Origin of the sequence: Candidatus Ichthyocystis sparus (assembly GCF_900078745.1) — a bacterium.
GTDB lineage: Bacteria > Pseudomonadota > Gammaproteobacteria > Burkholderiales > 2013Ark19i > Ichthyocystis > Ichthyocystis sparus.
In genome coordinates, this window is the sequence record NZ_FKII01000044.1 from 1 (window position 1) to 17,062 (window position 17,062).

Below are 17,062 nucleotides of genomic sequence, written 5' to 3' on the forward strand. Positions count from 1 at the left end.
CATACAGATCATGAATATTACCAGGAGCAGCTCTCCTTATTGATTCCGTACTTCCCAGTAAATCATGGACTCTAAGTTTTTTAGCTTTATTATGGTATTTAATGCTTTCAGAAACGTATAAAGCTGATAAATGAGTACAAACAATACCCTCACCATCTATCTGAACCTTAGAGTTTAACGAATAAATATTACTGACATGCTTAGTAGATATATATGGATCACTCTTGTCAGAAGACAACAAGGCCTCACCAGAGAAAGAAGAAAACCGCACCGGTAAACTGTCGGAGCACGCCATATTATACATCCAAAATACTTATAGCCAAGCTATAACTGTAGGCAAAACAATAACCCTAGCAGGTTACCTAACTGAAAGAAGAAGATAATGCAATAACCTGTACGATTTAATATATGTGCAAAGTGGATCTCAATAAATTAATTCACACTGTGAAAAAAATTATCACGATCGTTATCAAAAAAGTCATGAAGTATCATCTTGATTGCCACACATGAATAGCAGATTATCTAATAATTTATCAATGTATTATTTATAATTACTATTTTATGTAGTGTCAATCCAAAGTGCTAATTGATTATGTGTACCTATAGGCAAATACGACACAACAACCCTTACTACCCAATTGCATAAAAATATTTACTACTACCATTGCCATATAACAGCAACCATTGCACAATTGTTATCTAATGAACATATGTAATATTAGTGTTGTGATAAACTTACATAATTACACAAAAAAATAGCCAAACTTACTAAAAATCTACCCAAAAATAATATCAAATTGTTACGCTTCAATAGAGTATAAAAATCTTCACATAATGTGCTACATTTATTGAGTAATTTATGAAAAATTAACAAACATCGATTTACTATCACAACAGTTAATGGCAATAACGGTATTGGTAATTCATAAAAAGTACAAGATAGCTCATCCATACCAACTTTTACTTCCTAGATTAAGCTTAGTTATTTTTAGATAATTCTCAAATTACAGAATTATCATTATTATGGCTGAACAAAATTAAAATCAATATAGTTTTTACAGAGATAATATTTACGGTGCTTAGACACAACAAAAGATGAGGAAAAAATAATAAATATAGGTGCAATATCGTAGATAATGAGAACGTAAATTTAGCGTATTATGAATTTACAATTTCTCCTAATTGCAGAAGGAAACTTTCGTATTTCACAGCCCTAGCTCTATCTTCACTTACAAGTTCTGCATACCAATTTGTATGCCTCATATTTTCTAATATAGACAGCAATTCTGACAATACATCAATAGTAAACCCCTTCAACATACTAAGATAAAAATTAACTGTTTCTTCACTTGCAAATAATATACCTGTAATTCCATGAACATTTTTGGCGGCTAATAGATCTGGCCACTTAGATTGGCTAATCGCACCCAATAAAGAACAATATTCCCTGATAGAATCTACATGATTATTTTTAAGCGCTTCAGACAAACCACTACCACGGTAAGACCTTGCTAGTAATATTTCAAACATCATCTTTTCAAAATGGTCTCTAGAAATCATATTACCCAAATATACTAATCTCTCCAATAACCTACTAAAAGAACAAATTGAAGATGCTTTGCCACCATACATGGCAACACATAATCCAGTAACACCTCTATCATCGACAGACATAAGTATAGTAAAAACCATTCTAGCAATATCTAATGCCGGCACTTCATCAGAAAGGTAGACTAATCTATCCAGTAAGCTACCAAAAGCAACAATTGTAGATGCATGTCCTCGCTGCATAGCCATAAATAACCCATTTACATCTACACAATCAGAATTCAGTATAGTAAAAATCATTTCAGCAATTTTGAATATTGAAACTTCATTAGAAAGGCTAATTAATCCATCCAGTAGTCTACCAAAAGCAACAATTGAAGATGAACTTCCCTCCTGCATAGCCATAAATAGTCCACCACCATCTTCGCCTTTACTTGTCCTAGAAACTAATAAATTAAAGATAATATCAGCCAATTTATTAGCAGGTATTCCCCCCCTCAAAGAAAGTAACATATCTAGCAAATCAGAAAAAGCATAGATAGAAGAAGCATTATCTTCTTGCATAGCCACAACAAGTCCTAATTCTCCACGTTTATTACTAGCAATAAGTAAACGTGGCAATACTCTTATCTTTTCATCATAAGATAAACCGTCTAATAAGTAACAATATGCTCGTATAGAATTATGATTATTATTAGACAAAGCAACATGCAAAGCTGAAATATCATGATTTCTACCAAAAACAACATTTTCTCTAACACTAGAAGGAAGTAAAGATAGTTTTTCAGACATCATCATTATATTTTTACTGCATATTCCCTTCTCCATTAGGTGGTATAATGCGCACTCTGAAATACCATCATGTAACAATGTTTCTAATTTTGATAGACACTCGCTTCCTATAGTATCATCACCTCTACATTCGCAGACCATTAATTCATGTTCTTTAGGAACATCTGGTAACTGTTCAAAATATTCACCGTAACAATTACTACCAATAAACTTACGTAAAGAAAACTTATCTTCATTCAAGAAAAAACTCGGATCACTAACTTCGCTGCGAGAAATAACATTAGTTTTGTTTGGATCAAAAAAATGAAGTACATATCTACATTCACTGTTGCCTAATTGATCAGTTTTTAATTTACAAATAACCCTTAATGCCATTGCATGATTACAACTAACCAACAAAAACAATCTTTGACTATTAACACCAGTATTTGTAGCTATTTCATGCAAAAAATGACCAAATCTATCGCAAACTATGATACATTTATTAGATGATTTACTTAACATCTGACCATACAGATCATGAATATTATCAGGAGCGGCTCTCCTTATTGATTCCGTACTTCCCAGTAAATCATGGACTCTAAGTTTTTCAGAATTATTATGGTATTTAATGCTTTCAGAAACGTATAAAGCTGACAAATGACTACAGACGATTCTCTTGCCATCTACCTGAACCTTAGAGTTTAACGAAGAAATGCTACTGACGTGCTTAGTAGATATATATGGATCACTCTTGTCAGAAGACAACAAGACCTCGCCAGAGAAAGAAGAAAGTCGCACCGGTAAACTACCAGAGCACGCCATATTGTACCTCCCAAATACCTATAGCCAAGATATAACTGTAAGCAACAATAACACCAGCAGGCTACCTAACTAAAAGAAAAAGATAATGCAGCAGTCTGTACAATTTAATCCATATGTACAAAGTAGATTACAAAGAGTGCATGTACAAGATTAGCACTATAGGAATCAAGTTATAGTTAAATGCAGCTCAATAAATTAATTCACACTGTTAAAAACAATTATCACGATCATTATCAAAAATAGTCGTGAAATACCATCTTGGTTACCAACACTAATAGCAGATTATCTGCATAATTTATCAATGTATTATTTATAATTACTATTTTATATAGTGTCAATCCAAAGTACCAATTGATTATGCGTACCTATAGTAAAACACGACACAACAAACCCTACTACCAAATTACATAAAAATATTTACTACTACCATTGCCATACAATTGCACAATTGTTATCTAATGAACATGTGTAATACTAGTGTTGTGATAAACTTACATAATTACACAAAAAAACAGTCAAACTTACCCCCCAAAAAATAGAGTATAAAAAATCTTCACATAATGTGCCACATTTATTGAGTAATTAACAGACATCGATTTACTATAACAACAGTTAATAGCAATAACGGTATAGTAGATAATGAGAACGTAAATTTAGCGTATTATGAATTTACAATTTCCCCTAATTGCAGAAGGAAACTTTCGTATTTCACAATTCTAGAACTATCATCACTCGCAAGTTCTGCATACTCATTTGTATGACTCATGTTTTCTAATATAGACAGCAATTCTGATAATACATCAATAGTAAACTCCTTCAACATACTAAGATAGAAACTAATTGTTTCTTCATTTGCAAACAATATACCTGTAATTCCACGAACATTTTTGGCTGCTAATAGATATGGCCACCTAGATTGGTTAATCAAACCTAATAAAGAACAATATTCCCTAATAGAATCTACATAATTATTTTTAAGCGCTTCAAATAAACCATGATCACCACTACCGGAGCTTGCCAGTAATATGTCAAAAACCATCTTTTCAAGATGATGTCCAGAAATCATAGAACCCACCGATACTAATCTCTCCAATAACTTACCAAAAGAACAAATTGAAGATGCTCTACCTTTCTGCATAGCTACACATAGTCCAGTAATGCCTCTATCGTTAACAGACATAAGTATAGTAAAAATCATCCTGGCAATATCCAATGCTGGCACTTCATCAGAAAGGCTAATTAATCTATCCAATAGTTTACCAAAAGAGTCAATTGCAAACGATTCACCCCTCTTCATAGCTATAAATAATCCATTTACACCTTTATTATCAGACTTCAGTATAGTAAAAATGATTTCAGAAATTTCGGATGCCGGCACTTCATAAGAAAGATCAATCAATCTATCTAGTAAGTTACCAAAAGCCGCAATTGCAAGCGAACACCCCCCTTGCATAGCCACAAATAGCCCACTGCCACTTGCCCCATAAGTTAACAGCTCAGAGATCATATTAGCCAATCTACTAGCAGGTATTCTTAGCCTCAAAGAAAGCAACATATCCAACAAATCAGCAAAAGCATTAATAGAATTAGTATTATCTTCCTGCATAGCTACAACAAGCCCTGATTCTCCATTTTTATTACCACCAATAAGTAACAGTGGCAACAATTTTAACTTTTCATTCTCAGACAGACTGTCTAACAAATGGCAATATGCTCGTACAGAATTATGATTATCATTAGACAAAGCAGCATTCAAAGCTGAAGTACCACTACTGCTCCTACCGAAAACAACATTTTCTCTAACATTAGAAGGAAGCAAAGATAATTTACCGGACATCATAATTATATTTTTACTGCATAACCCACTTTCCATTAAATGGTACAATGCGCACTCTGAAATACCATCGTACGACAATGTTTCCAATCTAGATAGACACTCACCTACTCCAACACCACTTCTGGATAAACACCTACTTCCTTCAATATCACTACATTCGTAGACCATTAATTCATGTTCTTCAGGAGCATCTGGTAATTCCTTAAAATATTCATCATAACTATGACTACCAATAAATTTACGTAAAGAAAACTTTTCTTGATCTAAAAAACAGTCTGGATCACTAACTTCGCTACGAGCAGTAACATTAGTCTTGTTTGGATCAAAAACATGAACTACATACCTACATTCTGCATTACCTAGATAATTAGTTTTTAATTTACAGGTAACCCTTAATGACATTACGTGATTACAACTACACAATAAAAATAATCTTTGACTATTAACACCGATGTTTGTAGCAATCTCATGCAAAAAACAACCAAATCTATCACAAACTATAATACGCCTGTCGGACGATCTGTTTAACATGTGACCATGCAAACGATGAATACCACTAATAGCAACAGCAGCTCTTCTTATTGATCCTTCATCTCTAAACAAATCGTATACTTTAAATTTCTTATCACTACTGTGGCATTTGAAATTTTTATAAACATACAAAGCTGATAACTGAGAACAACCAAGCCTCTCGTTATGCACGCTAACCACACAATTCAATGAGACAATATCACCTACGTGCTTCTTGGATATATATGGATCGCTCTTGTCAGAAGACAACAACACCTCATCAGAAAAAGAGGAAATTCTTACCGGAAAACCGCCGGAGCACGCCATATTATTACATCTCCAACATACTTATAACTGTAGGCAATAATCGCCGTTTTAGCATTCCACACCAACCATAAGAAAAGAAAAAAATAACTTAAGTGGTATAGCGTACGTAAGCATAACTCAATGAATAAATTCATAATATGCTGTGAAAAAATCATCGAGATCATTGTCAACAACTACAGTCGCATAGTGATTGCTACATGTGAATAGCGGATCATTATATTAAATAGTTTATCAATGCCTTTATTTATTATTTGGCACTAAAAAGCACCAATTTATTCTGCACACCCACTATTTTAGTACACACAATCACTGTAAAAGATGACTATGCTGGACACGGCAACCTTCGCCATATAATAGCTGGCACCACATCATCATTACTACCAAATCACACTACGTTCTAATAGAGTGCAAAAACACTCACATAAAACATCACGGCTATTAGATGATTTTCAAAAAAATATAAGTACAATATGGTATATAATGAGGGAGTAAATTTATTAGTGTATTACGAATCCATAGCACCTCTTAATTGCAGAAGGAAATTTTCATATTTCGTGACCTTCTCACTATCACTACTTGCAAGTTCTGCATACCCATTTGCACATCTTACATTTTCTAATATGGATAGCAATTCTAACAACACATCAATAGTACATCCCTTCAACATACTAAGGTAAAAACTAACTGTTTCTTCACTTGCAAACAATATACCTGTAACTCCATGAACATTCTTGGCGGCTAATAGATCTGGCCACCTAGATTGGCTAATCATACCTAATAAATGGAAATATTCCTTAATAGAATTCGCTCTATTATTTTTAAGAGCTTCAAACAAAGCATTAGTAGCACCACAACCAGATCTTGCCAACAATATGTCAAAAATCATACCTTCAAGATGATGCCCAGAAATCATACCACCAAAATGTGACAATCTTTCCAATAATTTACTAAAAGAACAAATCGTACATATATCACCTTTCCGCATTGCTACAGATAACCCAGTAACGCCTTCATAATTAACAGACATGAGTATAGTAAAAACCATTCTGGCAATGTCAATACCCAACTCTGGCACTTCAACAGAAAGGCCAACTAATCTATCTAATAGTTCCCCAAAAGCAGAAACTGCAGATGAATGTCCCTCCTGCATAGCCATAAATAATCCATTTGCCTCTCCATTATCAGAATTCAGTATAGTGAAAACCATTTCAACAATTTTTGACACTGGCACACCATGAGAAGAAAGATCAATCAATCTATCTATTAAATTACCAAAAGCAGAAACTGCTCCCGGACATCCCTCGCGCATAGCTAAAAATAGTCCAGTATTGTCCATATCATTGCTCTTACCACAACAAATTAACAACTTAAATATCATATCAGCCAATCTACTAGCAGGTATTCTAAACCTCAACGAAAGCAACATATCCAGAAAACTAGCAAAAGCATTAATAGAATCAGCACAACCTTCTTGCATTGCTAAAGCCAATCCTGATTCTACATCTTTACTTTCATCACCTGTAATAAGTAAATGTGGTAACAATCTTACCTGTTCATCTTCGGATAAACTGTCCAACAGATAACAATACGCTTGCATAGAATGATGACGATCATGATTAAAAGCAGCATGCAAAGCTAACACATTATCACCACATCTACCTAAAATAACAGTTTCCCTGACATTAGAAGGAAGTAAAGATAGTTTTTCAGACATCATCACTATATTTTTAGTGCATAACCCACTTTCCATTAAATGGTGTAATACGCACTCTGAAATACCATCGTGTGACAATGTTTCCAATTTAGATAAACATTCACTCATCCCAACCTTACTTCTAGACAGACTTCCATCTAATACAAGATCACTGTCACAACATTCGCAGATCATTAATTCATTTTCTTTTGGAGCACCTGGAGATTTATTGAAATATTCAGTGTAATGATTGATATCAATAAATCTATCTAAAGAAAATTTAGATCCGTCCAAAAAAAACCTTGGATCGCTAACTTCACTACGGGCAGTAACATTAGTTTTGTTTGGGTCAAAAACATGAACTACATACGTAAGCTCTTCATTACCTAAATGATTAGTTTTTAATTTACATACAACCCGTAATGCCATTACATGACAACAACTACTCAACAAAAATAATCTTTGACTATTAACAGCAGTACCGGTGGCAACCTCATGCAAAAAACAACCAAATTTACTGCAAACTGTAATGCACTTATTAGGTGATTTGTTTAAAATACAATCATACAAGGCAAAAATACCTCTAGGAGCAGCTCTCCTTAACGATCTAGCATCTGTAAAGAAATCATATACTTTAAAGCTCTCACCACCGCTATGGCACCTAATACTTTTATAAACATATAAAGCCGATAACTCAGGACAATTCATTACACTGCCAAATACAGTAACGGAGGAGTTTAATACTTTAATATCATCTACGTGCTTCTTGGATATATAAGGATCACCCTTATCAGAAGATAATGGAATCTCCTCACCAGAGAAAGCAGAAACCCGTACTGGAAGATTGCCGGAGCATGCCATACTACATCCCTCAAAACGCTTGTCGCCCACAATTGTAGACAACAACTGCCACCTTAGCAAACAATAACAACCGTCATAAATAACCTCAAAAACATGTTATGATTCATACTGTACGTAGAAAAGCACTGCCACGAGCGTAGTATGACAACAGCCAACACAGTTAATTAATAAATAATTCACACTATCATACGAAAAAACCGTCACAATCAGCGACAACAAATACAGTATAAAGTACCATAGTGACTACCACACACGAACAGCAGACTATTACATTAAAATAATGTACAGTCCTTACCGCCCAATTACACAAAAACACAGCAACCTTAGTCATGTAATAGCTGGCACCACATCATAATTACCACCAAAACCACACTATGCTCCTATAGAGTGCAAAACACGCACAGAATAGGTCAGAGCTATAACTTTCCCAAAATAGTTATAGTTATAGAACATGGCAGATAACGAAGTCGTAAGTGCAGTGTATTATGGATTTATAATTCCTCTTAGTTGAATAAGGAAATTTTCATATTTCTCGATCTTACTACTGTCGATACTTGCGAGTTCTGCATACTTATCTGCATGTCTCACACTTTCTAATATGGATAGCAACCCTGATAACACATCAACGGTACATCCCTTCAACATGCTAAGATAAAAACTAATTGTTTCTTCATTTGCAAACAATATACCTGTAATTCCATGAGTATTTTTAGCGGACAATAGACCTGGCCACTTAGATTGGCCAATCATACTTAATAAAGAAAAATATCCCCTAATAACACCCTCACGATTACCTTTAAGAGCTTCAAATAAACCATTACTACCGTCATAACCGCTTGCTAGTAATATATCAAACACCATCCCTTCAAGATGATCTCCAGAAATAGTACCGCCCAGTGATACCAACCTTCTCAATAGGTTAGCAAAAGAACAAATTGTAGATGCTTTACCATATTGCATAACCCCACATAGTCCAGTAACGCCTCTAGCATTGATAGACATAAGTATAGTAGAAAGCATTTTAGCAATATCCAATGCCGGCACTTCACCAGAAAGACCAATAAATCTATCCAATAGTTCACCAAAAGCATCAATCGCATGTGATCTATTTCTTTTCATAGCTACAAATAATACACTTTCACCCTGGACATCAGACTTCAGTATGGTGAAAACCATTTCGGCAATTTCTGATGCTGGCACCTCATCAGAAAGTCTGATTAATCTATCTAGTAGACTACCGAAAGCAGAAATCGCACGACAACATCCTTCACGCATAGCCAAAAACAATCCAGTAACATTACCTTCTCCTTCTCCCTCCAAATCAGAAACCAGCAACCCAAATACTATTCTAGCCAATCTACTAACGGGTATCCTTGTCCTCAACAAAAGCAACATATCCAGCAAACTACCAAAAGCATTTATGGATTCATAACAGTCTTCTTGCATAGCTAAAAGAAGCCCCGAACATCCATCCCTATCACTAGCAATAAGTAACCGAGGTAACAACTCTATCCTTTCATAATCAGATAAACTACCCAACAAACGACAATATGCCTGTATAGAATGATGGCGATTATTGGACAAAGCAACATGCAAGGCTGAAACATTGTCACTATTTCTACCGAAAACAACAGTTTTTCTAACACTAGGAGGAAGTAAAGGTAGTTTTTCTGACATCATCTCTATACTCTTAGTGCATAACCCACTTTCCATCAAAAGGTACAATGCACACTCTGAAATACTATCGTGTAACAGCGTCTCCAATTTGGACAAACAGCTCATACTCACTTCAGGATCATTTCTAGACGAAAAACACCATACTCCCTCAATATCACTACTACGACATTCGCAGATCATAAATTCATGTTCTTCAGGGGCGTCTGGAGACGACTTAAAATATCTAAAGTAAAGATTATCATCAATAAATTTACGTAAAGAAAACTTCGATTCATCCAAGAAAAAACTTGGATCACTAACCTCACTACGGGCAGTAACATTAGTTTTGTTTGGATCAAAAATATGAGCCACATACCTACGTTCTTCATTACCTAGATGATTAGTTTTTAATTTACAAACAACCCTTAATGCCATTACATGACTACAACTATTCAACAAAAATAATCTTTGACTATTATCACCGGTATTTGTAGCAATTTCATTCAAAAAATGGCCAAACTTGCTACAAACTAAAATACACCTATTAGATGATTTATTTAAGATATGATCATACAAAGCAAAAATACCGCCAGGAGCAGCTTTACTTATTGATTTCTCATCTCCAAACCAATCGTATACTTTAAATCTCTCACCACTACTACGATATCCAAGGCATTTGTAAACATATAAAGCGGACAACTCAGGACAATTCATCACGTCTCCACGCACCTGAACCGTAGAGTTTAATGCTGCGATAGCACCTACGTTCTTCTTAGATATATATGGAACAGTCTTGTCAGAAGATAACGGTATCTCTTTACCAGAAAAAGCAGAGATTCGTGCTGAAAAATCACCGCGGCATGCCATACCAACCCTCCAAAATAAAAAACCTTAGACCACACTCTTTGATCAACCACACCAACAGTAAGAAACTGGCAAGCACATATGTACAAATACGAAAGGTGAAGCAAAAATAATACAGAGGGCTAGGCTACCATAGTAAAAAACAAAGCACAGTTAAATGTACGTCAGGCATATTAATAAAGTTAATTTACTACTATGATTATGATGATAAATACTATGGTGATAATGCAATTACTGTCGCGACATTAACATATTATAGACAATCAAAAATTGAGGGTACCATCACAATTACTCACATATGAGCAGCACCGAGAGCAGCATCGAGAACTTATTTAATCATCTACAATTGCTGTTTAGTCCAACACCAACCAAAAACATTAATTAATGCGGCGCAATTGTTATGTGACAACACAAACCATCATGAAAAAATAAACTATTGTCTTACCTAGTAATGTCTCTGATATGGAATAACAAAATGTACTAACCATTAATCTATATATTAATCCAGTAATGTTACAGAGCAATGAAGCACATACCCACTACAAACACAGAAATTGCAATTTCTGCCACAAATTAAACATTAATAACGACGATCGTAGCATTGCGGAAGTACTAGCAGCTACTAAACAAAACACTTTCCTACAAAGGCTACAATATTCTTCACCTCGTTATACGCAACTATCACGTCCTAATACATCATATCTTGTAAATTAATTATCTATATTAAACAATAAAAGTGTCTAATGTATTATGAATTTATAATTTTTTCTAGTTGCAGAAGGAAATTTTCATGTTTCTTGATCAACCCACTATCTGTAAGTTTCACTTTCGTATACTTTACATTTTTCAATATAGAGTACAGCTCTGATAATACATCAACAGCAAATCCCTTAAGTATAGCAAGATAAAAATCAATAGTTTCTTCACTTGCAAACAATATGCCTGTAATTCCAAGAGAATTATTGGCTGCCAATAGCTGTGCCCACCTGGACTTGTCAATTCTAGACAACAAAGAACAATATTCTGTGATGGAATCTATGTGATTATTTCTAATCGCTGCAAATAATCCATTTCTAATTCCACCAGATCTTGCTAATAGTATGTCAAATACCATTTTTTCAAGATCATCGCTGGGGATCCTGTCACCCAAAGCCACTAATCTATCTAATAGTTTACCAAAACAGTAAACTGAAGACGAATGGCCCTCCTGCATAGCCATAAATAGTCCAGTCACACATCCCCTGCCAAAAGACATCAGTATGGTAAAAACCATTTTGGCAATATTAGTTACTGGTTCTTTATCGGAAAGAGAAATTAGTCTATCTAGTAGATTACCAAAAGCAAAAATTGCAGCTGAAGACCCCTCCTGCATTGCTATAAATAGACCTGTAGCACTTTCATTACCACCTCTCCTAGCATTTATCAAATTAAAGATAACAACAGCTAATTCACTAGCAGATATTTTCTCCTCCAACGAGATTAATATGTCCAACAGACCACCAAAAGCAATAACAGAGTCATATCTATCTTCCTGCATAGCCATAAATAGCCCTGATTCTCCATTTGAATTACTAGCAATAAATAAATGTGGTAATACTCTTATCTTTTCATCATCAGATAGCGCATTCAAAAAACAACAATATGAATTTATAGAATTATAATTGTTATTAGTCAAAGCAACATGCAAAGCTTGAATGCCAAGACTACTTCTGCCGTAAACAACCGTTTCTCTAATACTAGAAGGAAGTAAAGATAGTTTTTCAGACATCATAATTATACTATCATTACATAAGCCACCCTCCATTAAATGGTATAAAGCACACTCTGAAATACCATCATATAAAAATGTTTCCAACACCGATAAAAGCCCACTTCCTTTAATGTCACTGTTACTACATTCGTATGCCATGAGCTCATATTCTTTCGGATAACCATGTAATCTCTCAAAATATTGACTATACTCATGATTACCAACAAAATTACGAAAAGAAAACTTTTCTTTATCTAAGAAAAAATCTAGATTACCAACTTCACTACGAATAATAATATTAGTTTTGTTTGGATCAAAAAAGTGAACGACATAACTACTATACTCACTACCACTAACTTTATCAGTTTTCAATTTACGAATTACCCTTAATGCCATCGCATGACTACAACTACGCAACAAAAATACCCTTTGGCTATTAATGTCGGTATTTATGGCAATTTGATGCAAAAAAACACCAAATCTATCGCAAACAATAATATATTTATTGCATGATTTACTTACCAAATTACTATACAGACTATGAATATTAACAGGAGCAATTCTAATTATTGATTCGGCACTGCCAAATAAATCATTGATTTTAAGTTTTTTACCATTATCATGGCACTTCATACTCTCAGCAACATATAAAGCTGACAAATGACTACAGACGATGCTTTTGCCATCTATCTGAAACTTGTGGTTTAGTACGACAACGCTTCCGGCGTTCTTCTCAGATATATACGGATCACTCTTATCATAAGATGATAATGGCTCTCCTGAAAAAGCGGAAATTCGTACTTTAGAATTACTCGAGCACGCCATCTTATTTATCCTAAAAACCCATTACAAGAATAGCTTATTCTGTTAAGACACTATATAACAGCCGCTAGCAAAAACAACTGTAAAAATCTATATTATTACCCCCTAAAGATCTCAGAACCATAACTGAATATGTACTGAAATCGCTCAAAAAATAATATTTAACTACTAACATTGATATTTATGGCAGTTTTGCGCAAAAAGACACCCAATATATCGCAAACTATAATACATTTTTACATAATAATTTATTTATTGAAATAATTAGACAGATTATTAAATCTTACTATAAAGTAAGTAACTATAATTACTTATTCTATGCTTTTCAAATAAATTACTACGAACTTTAGTTTTTTTTACTATTAAATGCACTAACACCATATTCTTGCCATATATAAATCTTAGAGTTTGATGAGAAAATGTACTAAACATTTTTCTTATACATTATATGGAACGCCCTTATCAGAAGACGACTATACTCAGGCTAAATTGGTAGAAAAAATTAGCACCGAAAAATTACTGAAATACTCTATCTTGCCTATCCAAAATACTTATTACAATATAATGTATCAGACTACGAATAATAATAGATAGCACAAAAGCAACTGTAAAAAAATATATCAATATCTTACTTAAAACAGGACATCCCCAAAATGTACTGCCAATACAGTTATCATTCATTGTTAGACATATAATTTAAGTTAAAAATACTCCATCCCTAAACCAATTTTTAGTTGTATAACTTTTATATAGACAAGTGAGTTTATTATACTTGAAATTCATCCAGATCAACTTGTAAAATAAAATTAATAATTCTACTTAGATATACAACATTATTAGAGCTTTTAGTATCATCGATTGATATCGACTCAACACACTATATCCACACAATAACCACCGATGTTCTCTACTAATTAAGTAAGAATTAATGCAAGATATGTCTAGTTGAAATACATAAAATATAGTAAGCAAAAAGTATGGCTACAAGACAGCACATAATAAATGCCAAAACACCATCAAAGGCATAGTTTTTCTCAAATTCATAGTTCTTCACAGTTACAGGTAATAGCACAGATGTAGCGTACCTTGAATTTATAATTCTTTCTAGTCCTGAGAGAAAATTTGCGTAATTAACTCTCTGAGCTATATAAAGACAATTTATAGACATTCTATATTCGTTTGTACGCTCTTTAGAATTCTCCAATATGGAAAGCAAACCTGATAAGACACCAACATCAAAATCACTCAGTACGTTAAGATAAAAACCAACAGTCCCTTCATTTGCAAAAAGCATACCTGGTATCCCATTACCATCCTTAGCAGCCAACAGCTCCGGCCACTTACATTTGTTAATCCTACTTAACAAAGAACAAAATGCCTTGATAACAGACAAATCATTATTTACAAAGGCTTTAAATAATCCTCTACCAAAGCCACTAGATTTTGCTAACAATACATCAAACATCATCTGTTCAATATCACCTCGAGGAATACTACGACCCACTAATGCTAGTCTATCTAATAGGGCACCAAAAGCAAAAACTTCGTCTGAACAACCACCTTCCATTGCCACATATAAAGCTGTATCACCTGCACCACTCGCAGCAAGTATCATACCAAAAATGATAGTAGCCAATTCACTAGCAGGTACTTTCCCCCTAAGAGAAAGCAAAATATCTAAAAAATCAGCAAAAGCATAAACAGAATCAGCATTACCCTCTTGCATAGCTACAAGCAATACTGGCAATTCGTTTATATCTATGTCTAAATCTAAATCTAAACCTTGATCCAAACCTATACTTAGGGCTCTATCTAAATTACTACTAACTAACAAGCGAGGTAATAGTCTTAATTTTTCATCATCAGACAGTTTGCTCAAAAAATAACAGTATGCACGTACTGAATTATAATGGTTACTAGTCAAGGCAACACACAAAGACGTAACGCCTCCACTATTTCTACCGTAAACAATATTTTCTCTAACATCAGGTGGAAGTAGAGGTAGTTTTTCAGACATCATAACTATACTTTCACTACATACCCCACTTTCCATCAAATGATGGAGAGCGCACTCTGAAATACCATCATGTACCAATGTTTCCAGTCTCGATAGACTCTCACCACCACAATTAACATCACTATCACTATACTCACAAACCATAATCTCGTTCTCTGTGGGGGCATCTGGTGAGTACTCAAAATATTCCCTATAAGAAGAGGACCCAACAAATCTACGCAAAGAAAACTTTTCTCTATCCAAAAATTGATTTGGATCACTCACTTCACTGCGAGCAACAACATTAGTTCTATTAGGGTCAAAAAGATGAACCACATAACTACAAAATCTACCACCAAATTCATTGGTTTTTAATTTGCAAGTAACCTTTAATGCCATCACATGACTACAACTAAGTAACAAAAATAACCTTTGATCATTAGCCTTAGTATTAGTAGAAACTTCATGCAAAAAATCACCTAATCTATCGCAGACAATAATGCGCCTATCACATGATTTATTTAACATAAGATCATACAAACCATGAACATTACTAGGTGCAACTCTCCTTATTGATTCCTTGCTTCCAAACAACTCATGTACTCTAAATTTTTTACCATTATTGTGATGCTTGATGCTCTCAGAAATATACAAAGCAGACAAATCACGACACACAAGATGCTCGTCACTCACCTTAACGCTAATATTTAATGAAGCAATATCTACAACATTCTTCTTGGATATGTATGGATCACTCTTATCTGAATGTTGCAAATATTCTTCTGAAGAAGCCGAAATACGCATCGACATATTATTGGAGCACGACACATCAACCTCCCAAACAAACACCCACCCGTACGATAGGTGCCATTATCGTTATACATCTGTAAAGGCCATATACGGCAGGTGTGCAACACCGGATCGTCGGTGATACCCTATAGCAAAAAACTTCAACAAAATATAGGGTTATTTACGTAAAGCACCAGAAAGTACCACGACACCTTTGAAAAAGAAACGTACCGTTACCGCTTGCAATGTAAAAGTGCAAACCATCAGCAAAATCATTAATTATGACCACAAGCGAGCATAAAACGACATCATGATCTGTAGTAGCAGTCAAACAAATATGGGCAAAAACTTGCTAAATTTACCAAAAAATATTCCGCTAATCGTCAAAAAAAACTCGCATAACATCAATGTGGTAAATAATTATTGCACTTATCTGGTAGAGTGCAGTGTAACAACTTTGGTAATCCACATATAGGAATATCATAGGTCGTACGTGCGCAAAACTCCACAATTGCCTACCACACTAGTGCAATGTGCAAAACAGCTGTACTGTCCCCGTCACTCGCGCTAAAGATGCCACTATAACATCCTAAATTTAAAAAATGGACTTCGAAGCATTAACAAGAATATAATTATGTTGATTGAAGTTATTTTTAATATGTAAGTACGCAAATTGCAAGAATACTCTAACACCCCCATGTGTGGAGTACTTACTCTAAATTAGATAAAATTGACTCTCATTATGAGTAATTATAACGCTCTGTTACATACAGTTACAACACCGAATATAGATATAATTGCGCATGCAACAAA

7 protein-coding genes are annotated in these 17,062 nt (G+C 34.2%); all 7 read right to left on the reverse strand.

Annotated elements, in window-relative coordinates:
• The coding region (locus tag A6733_RS01505) for a hypothetical protein (protein ID WP_141663438.1) at positions 1 to 295 on the reverse strand (295 nt) is incomplete at its 3' end.
• An 863-nt stretch (positions 296 to 1,158) separates the two neighbouring features.
• Positions 1,159 to 3,144 (reverse strand): ShET2/EspL2 family type III secretion system effector toxin, encoded by a 1,986-nt coding sequence (locus A6733_RS01510; protein ID WP_092411236.1) that lies wholly within the window; start codon positions 3,142 to 3,144, stop codon positions 1,159 to 1,161.
• 661 nt (positions 3,145 to 3,805) lie between these two features.
• The gene (locus A6733_RS01515) at positions 3,806 to 5,818 is read right to left on the reverse strand and encodes a ShET2/EspL2 family type III secretion system effector toxin (protein WP_092402825.1); all 2,013 of its coding nucleotides are present in this window, start codon (positions 5,816 to 5,818) and stop codon (positions 3,806 to 3,808) included.
• A gap of 505 nt (positions 5,819 to 6,323) precedes the next feature.
• Entirely contained in the window at positions 6,324 to 8,372 is a 2,049-nt protein-coding gene (locus A6733_RS01520) for a ShET2/EspL2 family type III secretion system effector toxin (protein ID WP_092460303.1), read from the reverse strand.
• A 483-nt stretch (positions 8,373 to 8,855) separates the two neighbouring features.
• Entirely contained in the window at positions 8,856 to 10,895 is a 2,040-nt protein-coding gene (locus tag A6733_RS01525; protein WP_092411235.1) for a ShET2/EspL2 family type III secretion system effector toxin, read from the reverse strand.
• A 745-nt stretch (positions 10,896 to 11,640) separates the two neighbouring features.
• The gene (locus tag A6733_RS01530; RefSeq protein WP_092411234.1) at positions 11,641 to 13,467 is read right to left on the reverse strand and encodes a ShET2/EspL2 family type III secretion system effector toxin; all 1,827 of its coding nucleotides are present in this window, start codon (positions 13,465 to 13,467) and stop codon (positions 11,641 to 11,643) included.
• Positions 13,468 to 14,389: 922 nt separating this feature from the next.
• Positions 14,390 to 16,288: a ShET2/EspL2 family type III secretion system effector toxin gene (locus tag A6733_RS01535; protein ID WP_092460305.1), complete on the reverse strand. Its 1,899-nt coding sequence runs from the start codon at positions 16,286 to 16,288 to the stop codon at positions 14,390 to 14,392.
• Between the last annotated feature and the right edge of the window lie 774 nt (positions 16,289 to 17,062).

Coding starts and splice junctions, on each gene's coding strand:
- A6733_RS01510 (WP_092411236.1), bottom strand. CDS start 3,144: ATGGCGTGCTCTGGTAGTTTACCGGTGCGACTTTCTTCTTTCTCTGGC.
- A6733_RS01515 (WP_092402825.1), bottom strand. CDS start 5,818: ATGGCGTGCTCCGGCGGTTTTCCGGTAAGAATTTCCTCTTTTTCTGAT.
- A6733_RS01520 (WP_092460303.1), bottom strand. CDS start 8,372: ATGGCATGCTCCGGCAATCTTCCAGTACGGGTTTCTGCTTTCTCTGGT.
- A6733_RS01525 (WP_092411235.1), bottom strand. CDS start 10,895: ATGGCATGCCGCGGTGATTTTTCAGCACGAATCTCTGCTTTTTCTGGT.
- A6733_RS01530 (WP_092411234.1), bottom strand. CDS start 13,467: ATGGCGTGCTCGAGTAATTCTAAAGTACGAATTTCCGCTTTTTCAGGA.